Source organism: Pseudofrankia sp. EUN1h, assembly GCF_001854645.1.
In the GTDB taxonomy this organism is placed as follows: domain Bacteria; phylum Actinomycetota; class Actinomycetes; order Frankiales; family Frankiaceae; genus Pseudofrankia; species Pseudofrankia saprophytica.
Window position 1 is genome coordinate 133,522 of the sequence record NZ_MBLN01000025.1, and the last position, 26,494, is coordinate 160,015.

At 72.1% G+C, this 26,494-nt stretch carries 14 protein-coding genes; 9 read left to right on the forward strand and 5 right to left on the reverse strand.

Features of this window, described 5'->3' with window-relative positions:
* Nucleotides 1–477 precede the first annotated feature (477 nt).
* From BCD49_RS07010 to BCD49_RS07040, 7 genes are all read left to right on the forward strand, one after another.
* Nucleotides 478–1,032, forward strand: a complete 555-nt coding sequence (locus BCD49_RS07010; RefSeq protein WP_232793953.1) for a hypothetical protein — start codon at nt 478–480, stop codon at nt 1,030–1,032.
* 437 nt (nt 1,033–1,469) lie between these two features.
* A complete protein-coding gene (locus BCD49_RS07015) occupies nt 1,470–5,942 on the forward strand; it encodes a PKD domain-containing protein (RefSeq protein ID WP_083401315.1) in 4,473 nt (1,490 codons plus the stop codon).
* A gap of 751 nt (nt 5,943–6,693) precedes the next feature.
* Nucleotides 6,694–8,046, forward strand: a complete 1,353-nt coding sequence (locus BCD49_RS07020) for a glycosyltransferase (RefSeq protein ID WP_232793952.1) — start codon at nt 6,694–6,696, stop codon at nt 8,044–8,046.
* 161 nt (nt 8,047–8,207) lie between these two features.
* Nucleotides 8,208–9,059, forward strand: coding sequence for a CDP-alcohol phosphatidyltransferase family protein (locus BCD49_RS07025; RefSeq protein ID WP_007511138.1), 852 nt, complete (start codon nt 8,208–8,210; stop codon nt 9,057–9,059).
* A complete protein-coding gene (locus BCD49_RS07030; protein ID WP_007511140.1) occupies nt 9,056–9,508 on the forward strand; it encodes an adenylyltransferase/cytidyltransferase family protein in 453 nt (150 codons plus the stop codon). Before BCD49_RS07025 ends, BCD49_RS07030 begins: the two co-directional genes overlap by 4 nt.
* Nucleotides 9,509–10,356: 848 nt before the next feature.
* Nucleotides 10,357–12,867, forward strand: a complete 2,511-nt coding sequence (locus BCD49_RS07035) for an ATP-dependent Clp protease ATP-binding subunit (protein WP_007511142.1) — start codon at nt 10,357–10,359, stop codon at nt 12,865–12,867.
* A 129-nt stretch (nt 12,868–12,996) separates the two neighbouring features.
* Complete coding sequence (locus tag BCD49_RS07040) at nt 12,997–14,631, forward strand: purple acid phosphatase family protein (protein ID WP_007511144.1); 1,635 nt, start codon at nt 12,997–12,999, stop codon at nt 14,629–14,631.
* A gap of 22 nt (nt 14,632–14,653) precedes the next feature.
* On the opposite strand, the gene BCD49_RS07045 is transcribed toward BCD49_RS07040, so the two are convergent.
* The 4 genes from BCD49_RS07045 to BCD49_RS07060 form a co-directional block, all read right to left on the reverse strand.
* A complete protein-coding gene (locus tag BCD49_RS07045; RefSeq protein ID WP_083401316.1) occupies nt 14,654–15,751 on the reverse strand; it encodes a cytochrome d ubiquinol oxidase subunit II in 1,098 nt (365 codons plus the stop codon).
* Nucleotides 15,748–17,244: a cytochrome ubiquinol oxidase subunit I gene (locus BCD49_RS07050; RefSeq protein WP_071041292.1), complete on the reverse strand. Its 1,497-nt coding sequence runs from the start codon at nt 17,242–17,244 to the stop codon at nt 15,748–15,750. Before BCD49_RS07050 ends, BCD49_RS07045 begins: the two co-directional genes overlap by 4 nt.
* 253 nt (nt 17,245–17,497) lie before the next feature.
* Nucleotides 17,498–19,012, reverse strand: a complete 1,515-nt coding sequence (locus tag BCD49_RS07055) for a PP2C family protein-serine/threonine phosphatase (protein ID WP_027140337.1) — start codon at nt 19,010–19,012, stop codon at nt 17,498–17,500.
* Between the two features lie 323 nt (nt 19,013–19,335).
* Entirely contained in the window at nt 19,336–21,177 is a 1,842-nt protein-coding gene (locus tag BCD49_RS07060) for a hypothetical protein (RefSeq protein WP_007518893.1), read from the reverse strand.
* A gap of 551 nt (nt 21,178–21,728) precedes the next feature.
* On the opposite strand from BCD49_RS07060, the gene mptB reads away from it, so the two are divergent.
* Complete coding sequence (gene mptB / locus BCD49_RS07065; RefSeq protein ID WP_157845183.1) at nt 21,729–23,378, forward strand: polyprenol phosphomannose-dependent alpha 1,6 mannosyltransferase MptB; 1,650 nt, start codon at nt 21,729–21,731, stop codon at nt 23,376–23,378.
* Here mptB and BCD49_RS07070 read toward each other — a convergent pair.
* Nucleotides 23,320–24,792 (reverse strand): glycosyltransferase 87 family protein, encoded by a 1,473-nt coding sequence (locus BCD49_RS07070; RefSeq protein WP_106410151.1) that lies wholly within the window; start codon nt 24,790–24,792, stop codon nt 23,320–23,322. The two genes, mptB and BCD49_RS07070, sit on opposite strands and share 59 nt — an antisense overlap.
* A 441-nt stretch (nt 24,793–25,233) precedes the next feature.
* On the opposite strand from BCD49_RS07070, the gene BCD49_RS07075 reads away from it, so the two are divergent.
* On the forward strand, nt 25,234–26,487 hold the full coding sequence (locus BCD49_RS07075) for a Glu/Leu/Phe/Val family dehydrogenase (protein WP_007518896.1): 1,254 nt from the start codon (nt 25,234–25,236) through the stop codon (nt 26,485–26,487).
* Nucleotides 26,488–26,494: the final 7 nt, after the last annotated feature.

Genomic DNA, 26,494 nt, shown 5'->3' on the forward strand with positions numbered 1-26,494 from the left:
TGAGGGGGCCCCCGGCTTGCATCCGGTCAGCGCCCCCGCCACGAGTGCCGAGATCACGACAATCAGCGGGAAGAACCTCGTAGCGCGATGAACTTTCGCTCCGACAACGCGCACGCAATCCCCTTGCATCCGCCCCCCGACGTGGCAGGGCTACGATACGYGACCACGGGCGAACTGCCGCTAACAGGGAGCGAATCGACCGTAGACGTAACCAAAATATAACACACAGTGACGCGAAACTGGGAATCCGGGATCCGGAAACCCCGGTATCCAGCAGGCATCATGACCGTGCCACGGGTATGACGGCGGGGCACGACGGGGGGCATGAGAACAGTGAACCGGCGCGCGACATCCACTCAAGACGACGGCGGGCCGGGCAGGCCGCGGGCATCCGGGAAGGGCGGCCCGACCTCGCCCAGCTCCACAGCCATCTCCGGTGCCACGGGCACGGCCATATTCCGGGTGAACCGGTCCCGGGTGAAGCACCATGGTGTCGCCAGCTGGCTTGTTGTCCCTCCTGTCGCGCTGGCGCTCGTTCTCACCGTCGTCGGCTGCGACAGCGACAATGACCCGTACAAGGACCAGGGACCGTTTCCGACGGCCCTGGCGCCGGTGCCCGCGGGCACCGCCGCGACCGCCAGCCCGTTGCCGATCACCGCGGCGGTCGACTTCGGCAACAAGGTGACGGTGTCCGTCCCCGGCACGCGGTCCATCCGCTCGGGCGGCACCGGCCCAGGCGAGCTGGCCAACAAGCCGGCCGTGGCGTTCACCATCGAGCTGCGCAACGACTCCGGACACACCATCGACCTGGGCCCGGTCACCGTCACCGTGTCCTACGGGGCGACGTCCACGCCGGCGACCGCCGATTCCGGCCCCGAGAACAAACCGATGCGCGGGACGCTGAAATCGGGGGCGGCGGCGAGCGGCGTCTACGTCTTCCTCATCCCCGAGGACCAGCGGGAGAACGTCGCGACCGTCATCAGTTACGACGCGTCCCAGCCCGCTGTGGTCCTTACGGGCCACGTCGGCTGATCGGACCTCGTCTGCCGGGCAGCACCCGCCACCGCCCGATCGGGCCATTTCTGCCGCGCGGGCCATACGGCGGAACGCCCGCCTGCGCAATAGTGTCGAAACGGACGAAATCCCGACCTCGACCGCCGCGTTTTCCAGAATTCCGGGAAGAACCGCGCCCCCGGCGATAGCGCGCGGCGGCGGCCCCGTCGTGCCCTGTCGACAGGACACAATGCCCCAGCTCGGGCAGATTCGTACCATCTGCCCGTCACCTGTTGGTCAGCCGGTTGTCACCGCCCATGGCCCGTTCCGTCCCGCTGTGGCACACTGCCCCGACAACGGGGGTAGCAGGGGGTCGCCTCCGGTCGTGTGCGGTCACCAGGAGTGGTCGCCAGGAGGCGAGCCAGTGACGTGGCCCCCGTGGGAAGCGTTGAACGCACCTTGGGGGAGAGAAAACCATGCGGGGTCGAGCTACCCGTGCGGCCAGACGTGCCATCGCCGCCCTGTCGGCGAGCACGCTGGTCGCGGTGGGCGCCGCTGTCGTCCTGGCGGCGGCACCACCAGCGCGCGCGGACACCGCGCCGCCTAATCCAGGCACGCCGGAGACGGTGAGTGCCGACGCGCTGCCGACGGTCCAGATCAACGGCGTCGTGTGGGCACAGGTCACCGTTGGCAACACGGTGTATGCGACGGGTAGCTTCACCTCGGCCCGGCCCGCCGGCTCGCCCGCCGGCAGCAACGAGACCGCGCGGGCGAACCTGCTGGCCTACGACATCACCACCGGCAACCTGATCACGAGCTTCAACCACACGCTCAACGCGCAGGGGCGCGCGATCACCGCCTCACCGGACGGCACCCGGGTCTACGTGGTCGGCGACTTCACCACCGTCGACGGGCAGACGCACAACCGCGTCGCCGCCTTCAACACCGCCGACGGCTCGCTGGTGAACAGCTTCACGGGCGGCACCGCGGCGTCCGCGCGCGCGGTGACCGCGACGAACTCGACCGTCTACGTCGGCGGCATCTTCGCTTCGGCGATGGGGAACTCCCGCGCGCGACTGGCCGCCTACTCGGCCACCAACGGCGCGCTGCTGAACTGGGCGCCCACCGCGKACGACAACCAGGTCACCGCGCTCGTGCTCACGCCGGACAAGTCGCTCGTCATCGTCGGTGGCCAGTTCAGCACCCTCAACGGCGTGCCGGCGAAGGGCCTGGGCGCCATCGACGCGACCACCGGTGCCACCGTGCCCTGGGCCGCCAACCAGCTCCTCCAGAACTCGGGGAACGACGCCGGATTCAACAGCCTGTACACCGACGGCACCAACATCTACGGCACCGGCTGGGTGTTCGGCCCCGGCGGCAACCTCGAGGGTGTCTTCGCCGCCTCCCCCAACACGGGCAACCTCGTCTGGGTCGAGGACTGCCACGGCGACTCCTACGGAACCTTCGCGCTCGGCGACTCGGTGTACACGGTCAGCCATGAGCACTTCTGTGGCAACATCGGCGCCTGGCCGCAGACCGATCCCTGGACCTTCCACCGCGCGACCGCGTTCACGAAGGCGGCGACCGGGACGGTCCAGCACAACTCGGTCGGCGGCTACTACGACTTCTTCGGCAACCCGAGCCCGACCCAGCTCGACTGGTACCCCACGCTGCCGGCCGGCACCTACACCGGGCAGAGCCAGGCCGCCTGGTCGATCACCGGTAACGGGAGCTACATCTCCCTAGGCGGCGAGTTCCCGTCCGTGAACGGGACCGCGCAGCAGGGCCTCGTGCGCTTCGCCGTGAAGAACCTCGCCCCGAACCACGTCGGCCCGCAGTACTCGACCAGCCTGCAGCCGAACGTCGTCTCGCTGGCGGCCGGCACCGCCCGGGTCGCCTGGACGCCCACCTGGGACCCGGACAACGAGGCGTTGACCTACAAGGTCGTCCGGGACGGCAACACCGCCAACCCCGTGTACACCACGACCGTCAACTCGACCTTCTGGCAGCTCARACCGACCGGCTTCGTCGACACCGGCCTGGCACCCGGCAGCTCACATACGTACAAGGTCTATGTCTACGACCCGTACAACAACACGACCAACGGACCGACGAGCGCGGCGGTGACCATCTCCTCGGCGACGGCCGGTCAGTACGTCCAGGACGTACAGGGGGATGGAGCCAGCGACTACTGGCGCCTTGGTGAGCCATCCGGAACCGCGGTGTACGACTGGGCCGGGTTCAGYGACCTCACGGCGGGCAGCACGGTGACCCGCGGCGCGGCGGGCGCGATCGGCGGCGACGCGAACACCGCGTCCACCTTCGACGGCAGCGCGACGGGCACAGCCGCGCAGAGCACGACGCAGCCGGGACCGAACACCTTCACCGCCGAGGCGTGGGTCAAGACGACCTCGACCAGCGGCGGCAAGGTCATCGGCTTCGGCGACCGGAACACCGGAACGTCGTCGAGCTACGACCGCCACGTCTACATGGACAACGCCGGGCACTTCATCTTCGGCGTCTACCCGAACGCCGTTCGGACGGTGTCCAGCCCGGGCACCTACAACGACGGGCAGTGGCACCACGTGGTCGCCACGCTGTCGAGCGGCGGAATGGTTCTCTACGTCGACGGCAAGCGGGTGGGCCGGGACACCGGAACGACCTCTGGCCAGCCGTATGCSGGCTACTGGCGTATCGGCGGCGACAACCTGGGCAGCTGGCCGTCGCGACCGAGCAGCGACTTCCTGAACGGCTCGATCGACGACGTCGCCGTCTACCCGACCGCGCTGACCTCGACCCAGGTCCAGAAGCACTACGTCGACGCGGGCTACACGCTCAACATCCCGCAGGCCCCGGCGGACGCCTACGGCGCGAGCATCTACGGCGCGGGTCCCGACCTGTACTGGCGGCTGGACGACGCGTCGGGCCCGACGGCCGCGGACGCCTCGCCGAACGGCTCTGCCGGCACCTACAGCGGCGGGGTGACCTACAACGTCCCGAGCACGGTGACCGGGGCGAGCGGGAAGGGCGTCACGCTCAACGGTTCCAACGGCCTGATCGTGAGCAACACTCCGGTGACCAACCCCACCGTGTACTCCGAGGAGCTGTGGTTCAAGACCGCGACCACCTCGGGTGGCAAGCTGATCGGCTTTGGTGACGCGGTCAGCGGCAACAGCAGCAACTACGACCGGCACGTCTGGATGCTGAACTCGGGCCAGCTCGAGTTCGGGGTGTGGACGGGCCAGACCAACACCATCACCTCGCCGACCAGCTACAACAACGGCCAGTGGCACCATCTGGTCGCCACCCAAAGCGGCGCGGGCATGAAGCTCTATGTCGACGGCACCCTGGTCGGCACCAATCCCCAGACCCAGGCGCAGGGCTACACCGGCCGCTGGCGAGTCGGCGGCGACAACACCTGGGGCGGCGCCAGCAGCAACTACTTCGCCGGCACAGTCGACGAGGTGGCGGTCTACTCCGCCGAGCTCACCGCGAACCAGGTGGCGGCGCACTACTCGCTTGGGAGTGGGGTGAACACGGCGCCGACCGCCGCGTTCACGCAGACCTGCACGGGCCTGGCCTGCACCTTCGACGGTTCCGGCTCGTCGGACCCGGACGGGACCGTGGCCAGCTACGCGTGGGACTTCGGTGACGGGACCACGGGCACCGGCTCCACCCCGTCACACACCTACGCGGCCGCCGGCGACCGGACGGTGACCCTGACGGTGACCGACAACCTCGGCGCGACCGGCACCGTGACCCACACGGTCTCGCCGACACAGCCGACGAACGGGGCTCCGACGGCTAGCTTCACGTCGAGCGGCGGCGAGCTCGCCCTCTCGTTCGACGGCTCCGGCTCGTCGGACCCGGACGGCACCGTGGCCAGCTACGCCTGGAACTTCGGTGACGGAACCACGGGCACCGGCTCCACCCCGTCACACACCTACGCCGCCGCGGGCGACTACACGGTGGCCCTGACGGTGACCGACAACCTTGGCGCGACCGGCACCGTCACCCAGGTCGTCGCGCCACGGCCACCCGCCAACCCATCGCCGTCGCCGTTCGCCCTCGACGCGTTCAACCGGACCGTCACGGGCAACAGCGTCGGGACGGCCGACACGGGCGGGGCGTGGACGAACTACTTCGGCGCCGGTCCACGGACCGTCTCCGCCGGGGTGGCCTCGTTCGCGACGGCGACCACGGGCTCCCAGACGGGTGCCTACCTCGGCGGCGTCTCGAAGACGGACAGCGACACGACGGTGACCGTCACGACGGACAAGGTGGGTACCGGCAACGGCGTCTACATCTACACCGTCGGCCGGCGGACGGCGTCGAACAACGAGTACCGCGGCCGGATCCGGCTGACCTCGTCGAACACCGTCGCCGTGGCGATCACCGGGCTGCTGAACTCCTCGACCGAGGCGACGCTGGCGACCGAGGTCAGCCTGGCGGGTGTCACCTACACGCCGGGCCTGCAGCTGAAGGTGCGTCTCCAGGTGGTCGGGACGTCTCCGACGACGCTGCGGCTGAAGGTGTGGCCGGCGAGCGTCGCCGAACCCGGGACCTGGACGCGGACGGCGACCGACAGCACCGCGACCCTCCAGGCCGCGGGCTCGGTCGGCCTGAGCTCGTTCCTGTCCGGGTCGGCGACCAACGCCCCGGTGGTGACGCAGTTCAGCGCCTTCGCGTCGGCGCCGACGGCCGGGGCGCCGACCGCGTCCTTCACCACCTCGTGCACCGCCCTGGCGTGCTCGGCGGACGCCTCGGCCTCGACCGACCCGAACAACGCCATCAGCTCGTACACCTGGAGTTGGGCCGACGGGACGGTCACGACCGGGGTCACGTCGAACCACACGTTCGCCGCGGCCGGGACATATCGGATAACCCTGACCGTGACGAACACCTTCGGCTGGACCGACGTCACGACCAGGACGGTCACCGTCCCATGACGAATTAGCCACCACTAGCCATCGAAGTGGCCCGAAGCGGCCCGAGATGGCCCGAGATGGCCCGACAAACCGTGGGCTCCACCGCTCGGTCGAGCGGTGGAGCCCACGGGCGTTTGAAATGGATGCAGGTCCGCCCGCGCGGGCGCTTCGAGGGCCGCGACCGGCTTTGTTGGCGACCAGTCAAAGATGCCAGGCAGTGTGATTCGTTCACCGCCCTGGGCCGGATGTCAGTGAACTGAGGCTCGCGACACAGGCGCGACGAGCCCACGACCGCAATCGCCGGGAACATGTCGACCGCATGACCGCTGCGTATAGTTTGGGAAAAATACCAGGCCAGGATGTGTTCATCGGCAAAATAGGTGACGGACCCGTGACCGTCCGTTGGCGGGTCGGCACGTCGCAGCGCGGTACGGGCGGCCCGCACAACCCCCCAAACTCACCAGGATCGCCCATCGGGCATGCCATGAACGTGGAGTGTCTAGACCATGACTCGCGCGTTGATTTAAGGTAGCCTTCAGTCCGACAACAGCCGACATCAGACCCAGCTGACGGGCACATGATCATTTCATGATCCAACCGTGAACAGCTGGCGAGCCACGGCCGTCGACCGGCGGCGGCCATTCACCTGGCCAGCGGGTATCGACGGTCCGCGGCGCAATGCCGGAAAACCGGCGCCAGGAACGACGACCGCGCGCGGCTGCCACCGAGCGCGGCGCTAGATTCAGCGGGGGCTGGCGTGCATATAGCTTTGATGGGCACTCGAGGCGTGCCCGCGAACTATGGCGGGTTCGAGACCGCTGTCGAGGAAGTGGGCCACCGCCTCGTCAAGCTCGGCCACGAGGTCACGGTCTACTGCCGTTCCGGGGGCGCCCAGGAGTACCTCGGAATGCGCCGGGTTCAGGTCCCGGCGATGCGCAGGCGATCACTCGAAACGCTCTCGCACACCGGCTTCAGCTGCCTGCACGCATTGCGGCACAAACCGGACGTCGCCCTCGTCTTCAACGCGGCCAACGCTCCGCTGCTCCCGCTGCTCAAGCTGCGGCGGATCCCCACGGCCGTGCACGTCGACGGCCTGGAGTGGAAGCGCGGGAAGTGGGCCGGCGCGGGACGCAGGTACTACCTGGCCGCCGAGGCGCTCTCGGTCGCGTGGGCGCAGTACCTCATCGCGGACTGCGTCGCGATCGCCGACTACTACCGGTGGAAGTTCCAGGTCGAGTCGACCGTGCTGACCTACGGCGCGCCCCTGCTCGACGAGCCGGCTGCCCATCGCCTGGCCGAGGTCGGCCTGCGGCCGGGGGAGTTCCACCTGGTGGTCGCGCGCCTGGAGCCCGAGAACAACATCGACCTCATCGCCCAGGCCTACCGGAACAGCTCCTGCCGGTACCCGCTGGTGATCGTCGGCGGCAACCCCTACCCGACGGACTACACCCGGGGCCTGATGGCGTCGTTCCAGGACGAGGACCAGATCAGGCCGCTCGGCGGGGTCTATGACCAGGAGCTGCTCAACGCCCTGTACCAGACCAGCCGGACCTACAGCCATGGTCACAGCGTCGGCGGCACGAACCCGTCGCTGCTGCGCGCGATGGGAGGGCGGGCGACCGTCCTCGCGATCGGCAACCGGTTCAACCGCGAGGTGCTCGGCGACGCGGGATTCTTCTGGGAGGACGCCGACCAGCTGACCGAGCTGCTCGAGTTGACCGAACGGGACGCCTCGATCGGGCCGCTGTATGGCGACAAGGCCCGCGCCCGCGCCGCGCGCGAGTTCGACTGGGACGACGTGGCGGCGGGCTACGAGCGGCTCTGCCTACGGCTGGCCGAACGCAAGCCGCCGAAGCGCCCCGGCCTGATCACGTCACTGCGCCGTTCCTCCGACGTGCGTGGGATCGAGTGGGTGCCCACGGCCCTGGTGCCGCCCCCGCGGCACGACGAGACCCCGGCCGCCGACGTGCCGTCGAGCGCCCCCGGACAGTCCGGACCCGACACGCGACCGGTCGAGCCCCGGTCGACCGAGCCCCGGATGACGGAACCGCGGTTGACCGAACCGCGGATGGTCGAACCGCTGGCGGAGGAGCCGGCACCGGACCAGCAGCCCATCGCCTCCTGACGGCCGGTGCCGCGCTGCCCATGACCTGCCAATACCCTCAGCCGTTTCCGACGAAGTGAGTGGACGGACGTGATGAACGGAGCGCGCCCACACCCGACGGGCACGGCGGTCATAACAGACACGAAGGTGCTCGGGACGGACACGGAAGTCCTGAGGCGCCGATGAGTGTCGACACCTCCGCCGAGCCGCACCGGGCGGCCGGCGCGCCGCCGGCGCGACCGGAGCGGCTGACCTACCGGCAGGCGCTCGCCCGCCTGCGGCTGGCGCAGAAGACCGTCAAGGGCGCCCCGGCCTACTCCCGGTTCGTCAACAGGCGCATCGGCCGGCTGCTCGCGGCCGGGGCCTACGTCGTCGGGCTCACCCCGAACCAGGTAACCGCGATCAGCGCCGTGTTCACGTTCGGCGGCATCTCGCTCCTCGCCCTGGTCCGGCCGACCGTGCCGATCGGCGTCGTGATCTGCCTGGCCCTGGTGCTCGGCTACGCGTTCGACGCGGCCGACGGGCAGCTTGCCCGGCTACGGGGCGGCGGCTCGCTGGCCGGCGAGTGGCTCGACCACATAGTGGACGCCGCGAAGATCTCGTCGCTGCATCTCGCGGTCGCGGTGTCCTGCTACCGGTTCTCCGACCTCGGTCGCGGCAGCTACCTGCTGGTGCCTCTCGGGTACGCCGTCATAAACGCGGTGGCGTTCTTCGGAATGATCCTCAACGATCTGCTGCGCCAGCGCCAGGCCGCGCGCGCCGGGCTCCCCGTCAGCAACCAGCCGGTAGCGGTGCACGCACCCGTCTGGCGGTCACTCGCGGTGGTACCCAGCGACTACGGGCTCCTCTGCCTTCTTTTCGCCCTGCTCGGTGTCGGCGGCACCTTCGGCGGCGTGTTCGCCGTCGGTTACGGCGTCCTGGCGGCGGCGAACCTGCTGTTCCTGCTCGCGGCGCTGGTCAGGTGGTACGGAACCATGACCGCGCTGGCGCCCTCGGCGGCGCCGGCACGACCAGGAAACGGAAGCTCGGGATGACCACAGTGGGCTACGTGCCCGGCGTCTTCGACATGTTCCACATCGGGCATCTCAACATCGTCCGGCGCGCCCGGCTGGAGTGCGACCGGCTGGTGGCGGGGGTGGTGACCGACGAGGTCGTGCTGGCGGTGAAGGGGCGGCCTCCCGTCATTCCACTCGTCGAGCGCATCGAGATCGTCGGCAGCCTTCGGCTCGTGGACGAGGTGGTCGCCGATCCCCACCGGGACAAGTTCGACATGTGGCCGTCCGTCCGTTACGACGTGCTATTCAAGGGCGACGACTGGCGCGGTACCGCGAAAGCGCAGAAGCTCGAGGCCGATCTCGCGACCGTTGGTGCACGAATCATCTATTTCCCGTATACGGTCCACACGTCCAGCACCCTGCTTCGGCGGTTCCTCAGCCAACGAGTCGGCCCGGACGCGTCGGATGCCTCCGCCGCCGTCGGCTGACAACGCCAAGAGCATTTCCGGGCCGCCAGCCGGCCGGCGCGGACCGGTGTGGGCCGGTGTGGGCCGGCCCGCACCGGCGGCGTCTCCCGGCGCCTCGGCATGAACCGCTGACCTGCCTCGCCACCAGCACGCCGTCGTCGGCGCCCGGCCCCGCTCGCGGTGGCCAGGCCCCCGCCCGCGACGTCAGGCCCCGGCTCGCGCCACCCGCGCCGCGCTCTCGCGATGCCACGGCGCGCGGTGTGGCGCGGCCCGCGGCGCGCACGGCGAACGCCCAACGGACGGCCCGGCCATGCGCCGCCCGTCGGTCTCGTCCGTGAGCTTCAAGATGTCGACGCCGGCACGTTTCCGGAACCAGCACGATCCGGTCGCCGCGCCATCACGTAAAGCATCATGGCAAACACAAAGCGCGATTGTCCGACGTGAATCACGACCAGCACACTCCACGAAGGCGTCCCGCGATCTGTAACATACGGTGACGGCCGCGCTGGGAAGCGAGGGTTCTGTTCCCTCCCTCGCCCGCCCGCGCCGCCGTGCCTCCGCGCAGCCAGGACCCAGCAGCCGGGGGCGGCGGTTCGAGCCGCCGAGACGGACGCCGGTCGTCGGCCTGCGCGTTTCCGCTCTCGGCGGAACCCCGTGACGGAATCATGCCTGCTCCGCCACGGTTGCCATAGACGTTGCAGTAGACGTCTGGACCCATCGGGGCACGACAGCGATGTCGGCCCCGTCCGCGACGAGGTGGACGGGTTCTGGCGGGTAGGTTTCTGTTCGATGCGTGAGGACATGCCTCGGCGGAGCTAGCATGCGGATACCGGCTGTCGTGTGGTCGGTCGCAGCTCGAAGGAGCGCACATGTTCGAGAGATTCACCGACCGGGCACGTCGGGTCGTCGTCCTGGCTCAAGAAGAGGCCAGGATGCTCAACCACAACTACATCGGCACCGAGCACATCCTCCTCGGCCTGATCCACGAGGGTGAGGGTGTCGCGGCGAAGGCGCTGGAGTCGCTGGGGATCTCGCTCGAGGGTGTGCGGTCGCAGGTTGAAGAGATCATCGGCCAGGGGCAGCAGGCACCCAGCGGTCACATCCCCTTCACCCCGCGCGCGAAGAAGGTCCTCGAGCTGTCCCTGCGCGAGGCGCTGCAGCTCGGCCACAACTACATCGGCACCGAGCACATCCTCCTCGGCCTGATCCGCGAGGGTGAGGGCGTCGCCGCCCAGGTGCTGGTCAAGCTCGGCGCCGACCTCAACCGGGTCCGCCAGCAGGTCATCCAGCTGCTCTCCGGCTACCAGGGCAAGGGCGAGCCGGCCACGGCCGGCGGTCCGTCCGAGGGCACGCCGTCGACGTCGCTGGTGCTCGACCAGTTCGGCCGCAACCTGACCGCGGCCGCTCGCGAGGCCAAGCTCGACCCGGTCATCGGGCGCGAGAAGGAAATCGAGCGGGTCATGCAGGTGCTGTCCCGCCGAACCAAGAACAACCCGGTCCTGATCGGCGAGCCCGGCGTTGGCAAGACCGCGGTCGTCGAGGGCCTGGCGCAGGCGATCGTCAAGGGCGAGGTGCCCGAGACGCTCAAGGACAAGCAGCTCTACACGCTCGACCTGGGTGCCCTCGTCGCCGGCTCGCGCTACCGCGGTGACTTCGAGGAGCGGCTGAAGAAGGTCCTCAAGGAGATCCGCACCCGCGGCGACATCATCCTGTTCATCGACGAGCTGCACACGCTCGTCGGCGCGGGTGCCGCCGAGGGCGCGATCGACGCCGCGTCGATCCTCAAGCCGATGCTGGCCCGCGGTGAGCTCCAGACCATCGGCGCGACGACGCTGGACGAGTACCGCAAGCACCTGGAGAAGGACGCGGCGCTGGAGCGCCGCTTCCAGCCGATCCAGGTCGCGGAGCCCTCGGTGGCGCACACCATCGAGATCCTCAAGGGCCTGCGCGACCGGTACGAGGCGCACCACCGCGTCTCGATCACCGACGCCGCCCTGGTCGCCGCCGCGTCGCTGGCCGACCGGTACATCTCGGACCGCTTCCTGCCGGACAAGGCGATCGACCTGATCGACGAGGCCGGCTCCCGGATGCGCATCCGCCGGATGACCGCGCCGCCGGACCTGCGCGAGTTCGACGAGCGGATCGCCAACGTCCGCCGCGACAAGGAGTCCGCGATCGACGCGCAGGACTTCGAGAAGGCGGCGTCGCTGCGCGACAAGGAGAAGACCCTCCTCGCGGAGAAGGCGAAGCGCGAGAAGGAGTGGAAGGCCGGCGACATGGACGTCGTCGCCGAGGTGGGCGACGAGGAGATCGCCGAGGTGCTCGCCATCTGGACGGGCATCCCGGTCTTCAAGCTCACCGAGGAGGAGACCGCGCGTCTCCTGCGCATGGAGGACGAGCTCCACCGGCGGGTCATCGGCCAGGAGCAGGCCATCAAGGCCGTCTCCCAGGCGATCCGGCGTACCCGCGCCGGCCTGAAGGACCCGAAGCGCCCAGGTGGCTCGTTCATCTTCGCCGGCCCGTCCGGTGTCGGTAAGACCGAGCTGTCCAAGACGCTGGCCGAGTTCCTCTTCGGCGACGAGGACGCTCTCATCCAGCTCGACATGTCCGAGTACATGGAGAAGCACACCGTCTCGCGACTGGTGGGCTCCCCGCCCGGATACGTCGGCTACGAAGAGGGCGGCCAGCTCACCGAGCGGGTGCGGCGCAAGCCGTTCTCGGTCGTGCTGTTCGACGAGGTCGAGAAGGCGCACCCGGACGTCTTCAACACGCTCCTGCAGATCCTGGAGGACGGTCGTCTGACCGACTCCCAGGGCCGGCTGGTCGACTTCAAGAACACCGTCCTGATCATGACGTCGAACCTGGGCACCCGCGACATCTCCAAGGGCCCGGGCATCGGCTTCGCCACCGGTCAGGGCGCGGTCGACTACGAGCGGATGAAGGCCAAGGTCCAGGACGAGCTCAAGCAGCACTTCCGGCCGGAGTTCCTCAACCGCATCGACGACATCATCGTCTTCCACCAGCTGAGCAAGGACGAGATCATCCAGATCGTCGACCTCATGCTGGCCCGGGTGGACACGCAGCTGAAGAACAAGGACATGGCGCTGGAGCTGACTCCGGCCGCCAAGACCCTGCTCGCCATCCGCGGGTACGACCCGGTGCTGGGCGCCCGGCCGCTGCGCCGGACGATCCAGCGGGAGATCGAGGACGTCCTCTCCGAGAAGATCCTCTACGGGACGCTCAAGCCCGGCGAGATCGTCATCGGCGACGTCGAGGGCGACCCCGAGAGCGAGGACGCGAAGTTCGTCTTCCGCGGCGAGACGAAGCCCAGCTCGGTCCCGGACACCCCGCCGATCGACCTGGCGAAGTCCAGCGAGTAAGGCGGCCAGAGCGCCGCTGGTAGCCGCCGGCGGCGACTGATCGAAAGCGGGAGGGCGGCCACGGAGTCCGTGGCCGCCCTCTGGCGTGTCGGGAGCAGGTCACCAGGATGGGAACGGGGGCGAACAGCCGTGACGCGGCGGGTGGCGGACGGCGGTGGGGTTCACCTGGCGTTCGGGGCGGACCCGGCCAGATCGATGGTCGTGTCCTGGCTGACGGACGGCCCCGTGAGCCGGCCCATGGTGCGGTTCGCGCCGGTCGACCCGGACGCGGCCGAGCCGGGCGAGGCGTACGCGACGACCAGCACCTACCGGGACGCCGACCGCCGAAGGGTCTACGTCCAGCACGCCACGCTGGTCGGGCTGCGGCCGGGCGTCCACTATCGCTACGAGATCTCCCCCGCGCTCGGCGGATCCGAGCCGCCGGCCTCCCAGCGGACCTCCCGGGCGGGAACCCCGACCGGCGACTTCCGCACGGCCCCCCGCGCTGGCGGCACCGGCGAGGGCGCGGACGGCTCAGGGGCGGGCGCCTCGGAGGCGGACGGCTCGGCCTTCACGTTCACCTGCTTCGGTGACCACGGCACGGACCAGGAGGACGACCCGTACGGCACGCCGGCCTCCGGGGCGGTCGTCGCCGCGGTCGACATGCTGGCCCCGCTGTTCCACCTCGCCCTTGGCGACCTGTCGTACGCGAGCCTGCGGCGCGACCCCGCCGAGGTCTGGGCGGACTGGTTCCGAATGATCGCCCCGTCGGCCAGCCGGCGGCCGTGGATGCCGGTCGCCGGGAACCACGAGAGCGAGCGTGGGCTCGGCCGGTTCGGGCTCGACTCGTACCAGGCCTACTTCCAGCTGCCGGACAACGGCGCCGGCGGCGACTTCCAGGGCCTCTGGTACGCGTTCACCGTCGGCCGCGTCCGCTTCGTCGTGCTCTTCGGTGAGGATGCCTGCTACCAGGAGCACGGGCTGGTCTATTTGCGCGGCTTCAGCGGCGGCCGGCAGACCGCCTGGCTGGAGCAGACCCTGCGCGCCGCCCGCGCCGACCCCGAGATCGACTGGGTGATCGTCGCGATGCACCAGGTGGCGATGTCCACCGCCGCCTACCACAACGGCGGTGATCTTGGCCTGCGCGAGGAGTGGCTGCCGCTGTTCGACCGCTACGAGGTCGATCTGGTTCTTTGCGGGCATGAGCACCACTACGAGCGGACCCACCCGGTCCGCGGCGTCGTCCCAGGCTCAAGGGTGCTGACGCCACGGCCGGTCGTGCCCGTGAGCACCAGCACCGCCGCGACGGCCGACGCGGCGGTGTCGCCGACCGCGCCCACGGTGCCGATGGCGGCGCGAACCGCGACACCACCCGGGCTGGCGCTCGCCGGCGAGGTCGTGGACACGACCTCCGGAACCGTGCATGTCACCATCGGCACCGGCGGCTCGTCGTCGCCGAGCACGGGGGCGCTGTTCCACCCGCCGGCCGGCCAGGTGGTCATCGAGCCGGAGCCGCCGGACCCGCCGGCCGGTCCCGGCCGCCGCCGGTTCGGGAAGAGCCCGGTCAGCCGCCGGCGCACCATCCACGTGACGGAGGGAGCGCCGTGGCTCGCCGCGCGCTCCACCGACCACCCCTACGCGTTCGCCGCCCTCCACGTCGACCCCGGCATCCCCGGCGGGACGACGACCATCCGGCTCACCGTCCACGACTCGCTCACGCCGGACGAGCCGCCGTTCGACGAGGTGCTCTTCACCCGCCCCCGCCACGATGCCGTCCCGGACTGACCGGAACGGCCGCCCGCGGTCCTCAGCGGTGCCCCTCCAGCCCCGCCGATCCCGCCCGTCCAGTCGGTCCAGACGGCCCGGATGGTCCGGATGGTCCGGACAGCCCGGACGGCCCGGACGGCCCCGTTGATCCCGCCGGTTCAGGGTGTGCGAACAGCCTGAGCAGCGCGACCAGCGACGGCAGGATCACCAGCATGCCGGCGGCGATCGCGACCAGCAGGGCGCGCAGGTTCGCCGCCGGTGCCGCCGCACCGTCGACGGTGGCTCGGYCGACCACGAGATCCGGGTACTGAGCGACCGCCCAGCCCCACAGCACTCCGGCGGCCGCCAGCCCCGCGGCGATCCGCGCCGCCGTGAACCGCCGCCGCCACACCAGCGCCACCGCCCCGAGACCACCGAGGGCCGACACCGCGACGAGCGGCACGGACCGGGCGGCGAACCGGTCCGCGACGACGGGCGCGTCCGACCAGAGCAGCGGCAGCAGCACCGCCGCGAGCAGGCCGGCCACCACCGCCGCGGCCAGTGCCCGGCGCCGGAAGCCGGCGACGAGATGGGCGGCCGCCGGCCGCGCCGCCGCGTCCCGGCACAGGTAGACCGCGGCGAGAAACGCGGTGACCGCGACCGTGAACAACCCGCAGACCACCCCGAAGGCGTTGGTGAGCGGGGCGAACGGGGCGCCCTCGGCCAGGTCACCGGTGGCCAGCGCGGCGCCCGCCACCCCGAGCGAGAACGGCGTGAGCACGGACGCGGCGGCGAACACTCGCCCCCACCAGTGGTCCGGGCCGGCGGCGCCGCCACCGTACGCGCGGTACACGTAGGCAGCGCCGCGCAGCACGATCCCGAGCAGCGCGCCCACCAGCGGCACCTCCAGCGTCGACCCGACGACGCCGAACGCGGCCGGGAACCCGCTGAACAGGGCGACGATCACGAAGATCAGCCAGACGTGGTTGGCCTCCCAGACCGGGCCGAGGGAGCCGGCGACCAGCGCCCGCTGGTCCGCGGCGTCCCGGCCACGGGCCAGCAGGTCCCAGAGGCCGCCGCCGAAGTCCGCGCCGGCGAGCAGGGCATACACGGTCAGGCCGACGACCATGACGACGACGAGCAGGTCCGCCGCGCTCATCGCCCCGCCCCGCCGTCCCGCGCGGCCCGCCCCGCCGGCGCGACGTCCGGATCCGGGCGGTCGGGGTCGGGCGGGTACGGCTCGCTCGGCGGTCCTTCGGTCGGAGTCCGGGGCTCGTAGCCGGGGCCGCCGGTCGCCATCCGCCGCAGGATGAGTACGAGCGCGGTGGCGAGGCCGAGGTAGAGCGCGAGGGTGCCGGCGAAGATCCAGCCGATCCCGCCGGTGGCGGTGACCGCGTCGGCCACCCGCATCCGGCCCTGGACGATCCAGGGCTGCCGGCCGCCCTCGGTGACCTCCCATCCCGCGAGCATCGCGAGCACCGACGCCGGCCCGCTCGCCACGGCCGCGAGCAGCCAGGGCCGACCGGTGGGGAGCAACGGTCGCAGCCCGCGCCGTCGGCGGCGCAGTGCCACCGCGGCGACCAGCGCCGACARCGCGATCAGCCCGGTGCCGAGCCCCACCATGGTGTCGAACGCGAGATGCACGATCGTCGCGTTCGGCCGCTCGTCCGCCGGTACCGAGTCCAGCCCTGTGATCACATGGTCGGGGTCGAACCCTTCCAGCAGCGACAGCCCGTCCGGGATCTCGATGCCGTACCGGACGTCACMGGTCTTCGGGTCGTACAGACCGCCGATCGTGAGCGGCGCGTGGTCCCGCGTGTCATACAGTCCTTCGATCGCGGCCAGTTTGGCCGGCTGGCGGGCGCCGACGACCCGGGCCGCCCAGTCACCGACCACGAGCTGGAGCGGCGCGCAGACCAGCACGACGACGAGGCCGACTCGCAGGCCCCTGTGGTGGTACGTGTCGCGGCGGCCCCGGAGCATTCCGACGGCGTAGATCCCCGCGACCACCCCACCGGTGCACATCAGCGCGGCGAGCAGCATGTGCGCGACCTGGGGCGGCGCGGACGGGCTGCGCAGGGGCGCCAGCGGCTCGGCCGCGACGACCTGGCCGTCCGCCGTCTCCACGATCCCGCCCGGCACGTTCATCCAGGCGTTCGCGGTGATGATGAACAGCGTCGACAGCGTCCCGGCGATCGCGATCGGCCAGAGCGTCAGCCAGTGGGCTCGAGGCGAGAGGCGCCTCCAGCCGTAGAGGTACATCCCGAGGAAGATCGCCTCGGCGAAGAACGCGAAGCCCTCGAGGGTGAACGAGAGCCCGAGCGCACCGCCGTAACGGGCCATGAACGCCGGCCAGAGCAGCCCGAACTCGAACGAGAGCACCGTGCCGGACACGGCGCCGACGGCGAAGAGCACGGCGAACGCTCGGGACCACTTCTTCGTCAGGGCGAGCCAGATCTCGTCGCCGGTCCGCAACCACCGGCCCTCGGTGTACAGCAAGAGCCAGGGGATGCCGACGCCGAAGACCGCGAAGCAGATGTGGAACGCGAGGCTGAAGGCGGTCTGGCCCCGCGCCAGCGCGAGCGAGCCGGCGAGCTGGGCGCCGGCGAGCTGGGTGGCGGCCTCGGCGACCACCGGCGAGTCGAGGACCATCCGTGGTCCCTTCCGAGCCGGCCGTGCCCCGAGATGACCGGCTCTATCTTCTACGTAACGTAGAAAGTTCTACGGACCGTAGAATAACCGCGGGCACGGGCCTTGCCGTGGCCCAGCACGGAGAACAGGCCGAGATCCCTGGCACACCTCGGAAACGACGAGGCCCGGCCGGGGCGGGACGCCGGTCGGGCGTCCGCGTCCGCCCTGGCCGGGCCTCGCGGGTGGTGCGGGTGGTACGGGGTGGTCCGCGGCGTCAGCGCGGCGTCGGTTCGGGAACCAGGTCCGCGACGACGACGGTGGTGTCGTCCCTGGCGCCGGCGAGCAGCGCAGCCTCGACGAGGGCGTCGGCGGCGCGCTCGGGCGGATCGCTGGCGAGCTGGTGGAGCAGGCCGTACAGCTGCTCGGGCTTCATGACCTTGGTCATGCCGTCGCTGGAGAGCACCACCCGGTCGCCGGCCCGGACCTCGACCTGGAAGAGGTCCATCTCGATCTCGTCGGCCAGGCCCACCGCGTTGAGCAGCGGACCCCCGGTGATGGCGTGCGGGGTGGTGAGCTGGCGCGGCTCGCCCTTGCCCGGCTGCAGCCAGACCGTGCTGTCGCCGACATGCGCGACGGTGATGGTCCGCCCGGTCGTCTCCTGCCTGCCGAGCACGACGACGTCGAGGGTGCAGGCCATGCCGCGCCAGGAGGGCTCGGACTTGGGACGCTGCCGTACCACCCGGTTCGCGCGCTCCACCGCCGCGCGCAGCCCCTCCCGGGGGTCGGCGGCATACTGCGGCCGGAAGCCGGCGACCGTCGTGACGGCGAGCGTGGAGGCGATCTGCCCCGCCGCCTCGCCGCCCACGCCGTCGGCGACGGCGAGCAGGCCGTCGACGACGACGAAGGCGTCCTCGTTGGGCCCGCCGCGCTTGCCGCGCCGCGTCCGCCCGGCCGCGGCCAGCCGCAGCGGTGGCGCGCTGAAGTGCTCGGGCTCCTCGGCGACGTATGGCCCGGGCCCGGTGCTCGTGATGCCCGCCGATGCCGCTGGGGGCGCCGCGGGCGCCGGCTCGGTCGGGGCTGATGGGAAAGGAGCTGCCGCTGCGGCAGGCGCCGGCGGGGCAGCCGGCACCTCGGGTAGCGGCGTGCGGTTCGAGGGCGACTGGACGGTCCACGCGGCGTCGTCGGCCACCCAGGCGGGGTCCACGCCATCCGTCGGCGCCGTCGAGCTGACGGTGGCCGGCTCGGGCGGGGCCGCCCGGGGATGCGGCGGCCCGCTGGGCGGCGGGGCCCAGCCGGTGGACTCCGGGTCGCGGTCGTCGTCCGGCCAGCCGCCGTCGCCGCCGGTGGGAACCTGCGTCGTCACGTCATCACTCCAGGCATGGTCAGCGCCGCGCGCGTCAAGGTCGGGGTCAGGTCCCGGGCCGGCGGCGCCGCCGGCCGCGGCGGCTGGCCCGCCTCCGGGCGCGCTCGCCTGTGTTCCGGCGCGGCCGCCGGCGGGCACGGTTGGCCCGAAGCCCGGTATGAGGTTCGCCGCGTCCGAGGAGTAGCGGTCGTCCGGGGCGGGCCGGCGCGCGCCGCCGGCACCACCGCCGGCGTTGCCGCGGCCGGCTCGGCGGCGGCCGGCCCGGCGGCCCGGCAGGCCGTCGTCCCGCCCGGGCTCGTCGGCGGGCGGCCGCTGACCGCCGGGGCCGTACTGCGTGCGGCCCGAACGACTGGACAGCACGACGAAGACCGTGGCGCCMACGAGGAGCACGACGATCAACATAATCGGTAGCAGTGAGCTCTTCATGGCCTCCGTACCCCCGCCGTGCCATCGATCAGGCCGACCTGACGCGGGCCGCCACTCGTCACACTGATCGTGCCGGTCATGCTGCCAGATCGCGGGCATGCCCGACCGCCGGTATCTGTCCCGTTGGTCCTAAGAAAGACGTCAGACCATGGCCGCGAGGGTAAGTGTCGGAACACCGACACCGGCTTGGCCATCTGGCCATCTTCCACCCGAACCGCCCGTCCGCATGGCAACCCCCGCGTAATGGCGGGCCCGTCACCCTTTTCGCGGTGTTCAGTCACCCTTTTGCGGCGTTCAGGCGGTCGGTCGACGGCTGAAGATATTCAGTGCACGCGCTGATCGGCGGGACAGTCCAGGGCGCTGGCCTTGGTCAGGCCGTCGACCGACAGGCGTGCCGACAGCCGCACCGGTCCCGGGGTCTCGGCCAGGATCCCGGTCCAGTCGCCGGCGGCGCGGAACACGCAGACGTTGCCCTCCGTGATCGACCAGAGGGAGGTGAAGTGCACCAGGACGGTCGCCACGCCCGGCGTCTGGAAGTCGACCGCGATCGAGCTGACGCCGAGCTCGGTCAGCGTCGCCGGTCCCCGCACCAGGCCGCTCGAGTCGGTGACGATCCAGACCTTCCAGTTGGCGTCCTGCCAGGCAAGGTCGAGGTAGGGCAGCCCGGACCGCAGCAGCTCGGCCTCGGCCTGCCCCGACGCGTCCAGCGGCACGTTCGGCAGCGCCACGTAGGTGACGCCCCGGGCCAGCAGCCAGTCGTGGTACGTGCTGGCCGTCAGCGTGCCGTCGTAGAAGAGCGTGTTGTCCTTCGTGTCCAGCTGGCGCAGCCAACCGCGGGCCATCTCCGCGTGCGGCGCGACGTAGCGGGCCTCCCAGTGCGCCTTGGTGAACGGGATCTCGACCCGGCCGGCCGGGACCAGGCCGTCGTCGCGATCGAGGTAGCTGAGCAGCCCGTTGTAGTAGCCGGGAGAGGCGGATGGGTCGCCCTGGGTTATCAGCGCGCCGTGCACCGGCCCGATCGACCAGCCGATCAGCGGTGCCGCGACGACCAGCAGGACCCGCGGCCGGCGGGCGAGCAGCACGGCGGCCATCGGCCCGGCCAGCAGCGTCGCCGGCCGGGTGATGTTGCCGCCGACCGACGACGGCACGAAGAAGAACACCGTCGCCGCCGCCGCCCACAGCAGCAGGCCACGGCGCACCGCCCGCTCCCGGCGCGGCACCACCAGCAGGCCGCCGCCGATCAGCGCCAGCAGACAGAGAAAGGTGAGCGCGGGAAAGGGCTGGACGCCCTCCTCGGGAAAGACCAGCGACACCACCAGGCCACTGAGCGCTCCCACCATCGGCAGGATCCGCCGCCACGGCAGGCTGCCGACCAGCGCCGCCGCCACCAGCAGCACGAACGCGCCGGACAGCGGCGAGGACAGCGATGAGCAGATCGCCCCGGCCCAGGCCACCCAGCCGCGTCGCTCCCGCACCCCGACCAGCGCGAGCGCCCCGAACGCCATCCCCAGCGCGAACGCGCCGCGGCCGACGACGAGGTTCGCGACGGTCACGACGGCGAACCAGACGACCGCGAGATCGTGGTGGCCGCTGCGGCGGCGTGGACCGCGCAGCAGCCGCGCCACCAGCATCGTCGACGCGACGCAGGACAGCGCCCCGAGCAGCCGGGTTCCGAACAGCGCGCCGAGGGGCGGGAACAGCACGCTGTAGCCGAGCACCGTGTGCCCGCCGTACCACTGGTTGTCCCAGAGCCGCGCGCCGCCGTGCTCGAACAGCCAGACCCGGTACTCCTGCGCCGGCGTGTCCGGCCCGGTGAGGCCGAGACCCAGCGTCAGCGCGCACAGCGCGGCCGTCAGCAGCCAGGGCCGCGCCCGCACGGCGCGGCCGACGAACAGCCCGGATCCGACCACCGCCCGGCGGACGGCCCCCCACCGGCCGGCCCACCCGCCGGTGGACGTGTGCCGTTCGCCGGCGTCCCCCGGCTCGCCAGCCCGCGCCTCGGTCGAGGCCGAGGTCGGGGCGGAAGCCGAAGCCGAGGCGGATGGCGGGTGYACCGATAGGGCACGATCGAGGCTGGCCGGGGCGGCGTCCGCCAGGGTCTCGACGACCAGGACCTCGACGGCCGGGGGATCGACGGGCAGAGAATCGACGGTCTGGGTCTCCACCGCCGGGACCTCGACGGCCGGGGGGCTGGCATCAACGACCGAGGAGGTCTGTGGGAGTGACGGAGCCGGATCATCGCCCAGCGCGGGATGGCTCGGCCCCTGGTGGTCTGTCAGCGGTTCCGCGGTCTCCGGAGGCGGCCCGACCTGCGGCGGAGGCGAGGCGGCCGGTGGCGGCGATGCCTCCCGCGGCTCCGACGGCGGACGGGCACGCTGGGGGCCCGTCGAGGATCCGGGTATGGCGAGGGGTCCTGCCACCCGGTGCTACCTCCCAGACGTTCCCGAGTCCTCGCCCACTCCCCGGCTGGGCGACCGACCGAGCCGGTTCCGCGACTGTCTGGCTGGTCGTCGCGGGCACTGGTGCGGCCATTGCGGCTGTTACTGCGGAGGGCCGGCTCGGGCCACGTGATCCGCGCGCAATCGACCCGACACCCTGGTGGGGCATTCTCCCATCCACTCCGCCCACCGGCACCACAAGGGGCGCCCTTGCCGGTATCGCCGCACTCGCGGTCATCGCCCTGTGCGTGTGCTGGATCACCCTGGTCCGGCGAGCCTTGTCCGGTCGGGCGGGTCCGCGCGCCGCGCTGGCGGCCGCCCTCACCTGGGCCCTGCCGTTCGCGCTCGGCCCGCCGCTGTTCAGCCGGGACGCCTACGCCTACGCGGCGCAGGGCGAGCTCGCCCGGCGTGGCCTCGACCCGGCGACCCACGGGGTGGCTGCCCTGGCGGCCGGCGGACCGGCGCCCGGCACCGGCTCCCCCCATCCGGCTGGAACCCTGGGCGCCGCGTTCAGCGACGCCGTCGACCCACGCTGGCGGGACACGCACACGCCGTACGGCGGCGGAGCGGTGGCCGTGGAGAGGTTCGCCGCGACGGTTGGCCATCTGCTCGGCGGCGGGCCGACGACGGCACTGGTGACGTTGCGGGTCGTCGCGGTCGTCGCGGTGGTGGTGATGGTCGCGTGCGCCGTCCGCCTGGTCGGCCGCCTGCCGCGCACCGCCGGCCCGGCCGGCGAGGGCCGCCGCCAGGGCCACCGGGACGGCGCGGGGGACGGCGCCCTCGCCAGGGCCGTCGTGCTCGCGCTCGTGGCCGCGAATCCGGTGACGGTGATCCACCTCGTCGGCGGGATGCACCTGGACGCGCTGGCCGCCGCCGCGCTGGCCGGGGCGCTGCTGATCGATCGACGCCGGGCCGGCGACGACGTTCCCATCGAGAGACCGGCCGGAGGGCCGGGGGTAGAGCCGAGTGGAGGGCCTTTCGGCGGGAACGCCCGCCGGGTCGTCTCCGGCGCCGCGGTGGCGGCGACGGCGCTGGCCTGCTTCGCGGGCATGATCAAGGTGACGGCTCTGCTCGGACTCGCCTGGCTGGTCGTGGCGCACGCCCGCGACGCCATGCGGCTCGCCCCGGCTTCGGACGCGCCCCGGCCGACGGCTCCGGGACCGGCGGCTTCGGAACCGCCGGCCGTCGGCCCGGGTAGCCGGGCCGCGGCTGGGAACCGGTGGTGGCTCGCGGCGGCGGCCGTGGCGGTCGACCTGGCCGTGGCGGCGGCGGTGCTCGGGCTGAGCGTGCTGGCCAGCGGGTTCCCGCCGACCTGGATCAAGGCACTGGCCACCTCGGGCGAGCTGACGACCGGGATCGCGCCCGCGTCGCTCCTCGCCACCCTCGTCGCGGCCGGGGCGGGCCTGGTGGGCTGGCGTGTCCCGGCTGGGCGCGATTCGGCCCTGCTGACCGACTGCCGCGCCGTGACCCTCGCGGCCGCCGCGGCGGTCGTCGCTGTCCTGCTGTGGCGGGCCTGGCGGCGCCCGCGGACCTCCGCGGCCACGGCCGGCGACCGGGATGGGCTCGCCGTGCTGGGGATCGGCGGGTTCGCGGTGGCGATCGGCAGCCCGGTGCTCTACCCCTGGTACCTCGGCCCGGCTCTGCCGATGCTCGCCGTCCTCATCGCCGACGAGCACGTCCGGACACGGGACGCGGCGGGGCCCGCCCGGAGGCGTTGCCGGGCCGGCGTGGCGGTCGTGTGCTTCACCTCGGTGTTGCTGTGCGGGGCGACGCTGTCTCCGCTGGCGCAGACGTGGCGGCTGCTCGGTCCGCACGGGCCGGCCTTCCCGGCCCCGCTGGTGGTGACGCTGGCCGTCGCGGCCGCGCTCGTCACGGCCACCGGCGCCGTGGCGACGCGACGGGCTCACCACCGGGCCGCGCCAGACTGACCCGGACGGCGTGCCAGGTGGCGACGAGCAGCAGCGCGTTGCGCCCCACGAGGACCAGGCTCATCACCACCCGGCCCTGGATGACGTCGTTGTAACGCCACGGGTAGACCAGCTGGCTGATCGCGACCACCGCCAGCAGCATGACCAGACACGTCCGCCGCCGCCCGCGGGCGTCCCGGCCGACCTCGGACGTCGCCGGATCGGCTCCGGCCCCGGCCCTGGCGTCGCTCCCGGTCCCGGCCGCGAGGGCGACGCCGGTGACGGCGACCGCCAGCACCCAGAGCAGGTACTGCGGGCTGAGCACCCGTGACGTCACGAGCACGACGAGCAGCAGCGCCAGCAGCCGGTCGCAGACGATCACCGCCCAGCCGGCCGAGGCGTCGGCCGGGGCGCGGGCGGCACCGGCCGCGGCGGGCGTTCTGGCGGGCAGCAGCCACCAGCGGACGACGACGGCCGCGACCACCACCAGCTCGACCACGGTGCAGACGGTCGCGACCGTGCGGGCGGTGGAGTCGCCGAACTGCAGCGAGCCGTAGGAGTACCGAGCCGTCTCGCCGGCTCCGAACATCCGGATGACGACGAGCACGGTTGCCGGCACGGCCTCCAGCTGCAGGCCCCGGGCTCGCTGGGCGCCGAGGAAACCGAGCAGGTCGCCACCCGCCCCGGCCGCGACGAGCGCCAGCCCCACGGCGGCGACGGCGACGGCCGCCCCGACGGCCATCCGCGCCAGGGCGCGGGCCGAAGGCCGGCCGACGGCGACCAGAAGGAAGGCGGGCCAGGCCTTGACCAGGGTGCCGACCATCGCGGCGAAGCCCGTCCGGCCGGGCCGCCCGGCGCCGAGAGCGAGCAGCCCCGCGACGACGCAGGCCGCGGGCACGAGGTCGAACCGGGCGAGCGTCACCGGCCCGAGCAGCAGGGTGCCCACCAGCCAGATCCGCGCCCCGGGCCCCGGCAGTCCCGGTCGCCCGCCGGCACGGGCGAGGGCGGCGGTGACCGCGGCGTCGATGGCGACCATGAACAGCGGGAAGCCGACCCGGTAGGACAGGCCCACGACGGCGTGGACGAGCGCCGGGACAGCGAAGACGAGGACCGCGCCCGGCGGGTACTGCCAGGTCTCGTCGGCGACCGGCAGGCCGTGGCTGTGGACGAACGCCTCCCCCCAGCCGGCGTAGAGGCGGACGTCGCCGAGGACGCCCTGCTGGGCGCCGAGCACCCGGCCGGCGAAGACCAACGTCAGCAGAACGGCCCGGCTGGCCGCCCAGAAGGTCCACAACCGCCGCCGCGACCACGGTTCACGCCACCTGCCCATGGCCCGGGCGGACCAGCCGCGGCTCTCGCCGACGCCCGCGGGCGGCACCGCGCCGCCGCCGTGCGCGGCGAGATCGGCGACACGCTCGGGGACGACACGCTCCATGTCCTTCACCACGCCACCGACCGTGTCTCGAAGTCGGCCACCGCCGCGCGAGGAGCGATCTTCCCTGCCGTCCGGCGACGAGCGGCCACGGCGCGCGCCGCCCACGCGTTGTCTCGCCGTGGCGAATCAGGGCGCATATCGCGGACCGTACCGGCCGACCACGCCGGGCCGCGTGGAGGGGATCGCTCAAGGCGGGTACCGTGCGTGACTTAGTGCATCAACGGCGATGCGCTCGCGGGGGCTCTCCCGCCACGGAGTTCACGGGGTTCCCGCCGGCGGCCCCCGGATCGGTCCGCCGATCCGGGGGTCCGCCGGCGGATCTGCTGGGAGGTCCCGGATCGGTGGAGCCGGTCAGGTAGGTCGCGGGCTCGCCCGGCGCGCCTACCTGCCGGGTGGCTCTCGCGGCGGGTCTTCGTCCCCGCGGGCCACATAGGAGGGCCAGTGAGCCTCGGGGCATCACCCTGGGACACCGCCTGCGTCCAGCTTGCGGACGCCGCGCGGCACCTGGGACTAGACGACGGACTGCACGACCTGCTGCGCATGCCGCGGCGGTCGGTCACGGTCAGCGTCCCGCTGCAGCGCGACGACGGGCAGCTGCTGGTGCTGACGGGATACCGGGTTCAGCACAACCTGGCGCGAGGGCCAGCCAAGGGCGGCATCCGCTTTCATCCGTCCACCGACCTCGACGAGGTCAAGGCGCTCGCCATGTGGATGACCTGGAAATGCGCGCTGATGGGAATTCCGTACGGCGGTGCCAAAGGCGGGATCGCGGTGGAGCCGCGCATGCTCTCCGACCGCGAGCGGGAACGGATGACCCGCCGCTACGCCGCCGAGCTGGTGCCACTGATCGGACCGGAGAAGGACATTCCGGCCCCGGATGTCGGCACGGACGAGCAGACCATGGCCTGGATCATGGACACCTACTCGACGCACACCGGCCACACGACCCACGGCGTGGTGACCGGCAAGCCCCTGGCCGTCGGCGGCTCCGCCGGGCGGGCGGGCGCCACCAGCCGCGGCGTCCAGCTCGCGATGTTCGCCGCGCTGCGTGAACGCGGCGTCGACCCGAAGGGCATCACCGTCGCCGTGCAGGGCTTCGGCAAGGTCGGCGCGCTCGCCTCGCAGTACCTGCACGACGCGGGCTGCCGGGTGGTCGCCGTGTCCGACGTGAAGGGCGGCGTCTACAACCCGCGCGGGCTCAACCCGACGGCGCTCATCCGCCACCTCGCCCGTGGCGCCGACACGGTCGTCGGCTACCCCGGCACCGACACCCTGACCAACGCCGAGCTGCTGGAGCTCGACGTGGACGTGCTGGTGCCGGCGGCGCTCGAGGGTGTGGTGACGGCCCAGAACGCCCCGCGGATCCGCGCCAGGATGATCGTCGAGGGCGCCAACGGCCCGGTGACGGCGCAGGCCGACCCGATCCTGGCCGACAACGGCGTCGTCGTGGTGCCGGACATCCTGGCCAACGGCGGTGGGGTCGCCGTCTCGTACTTCGAGTGGGTGCAGGATCTGCAGGCCTACTTCTGGTCCGAGGACCAGGTGAACGAACGGCTGGCCGAGCTGATGGAGCGTGCCTACGCCCAGGTGTCCCGGCTCGCCACCGAACGCGGGCTGACGCTGCGCGAGGCGGCGCACGTCATCGGCGTCGGCAGGGTCGCCGAGGCACACCGCACCCGCGGCCTCTACCCCTGAGGGATCG

Excerpts from the sequence above, each read along its gene's own strand:
- BCD49_RS07020 (WP_232793952.1), top strand. The coding sequence starts at position 6,694 with ATGGGCACTCGAGGCGTGCCCGCGAACTATGGCGGGTTCGAGACCGCT.
- BCD49_RS07025 (WP_007511138.1), top strand. The coding sequence starts at position 8,208 with ATGAGTGTCGACACCTCCGCCGAGCCGCACCGGGCGGCCGGCGCGCCG.
- BCD49_RS07030 (WP_007511140.1), top strand. The coding sequence starts at position 9,056 with ATGACCACAGTGGGCTACGTGCCCGGCGTCTTCGACATGTTCCACATC.
- BCD49_RS07035 (WP_007511142.1), top strand. The coding sequence starts at position 10,357 with ATGTTCGAGAGATTCACCGACCGGGCACGTCGGGTCGTCGTCCTGGCT.
- BCD49_RS07070 (WP_106410151.1), bottom strand. The coding sequence starts at position 24,792 with ATGGAGCGTGTCGTCCCCGAGCGTGTCGCCGATCTCGCCGCGCACGGC.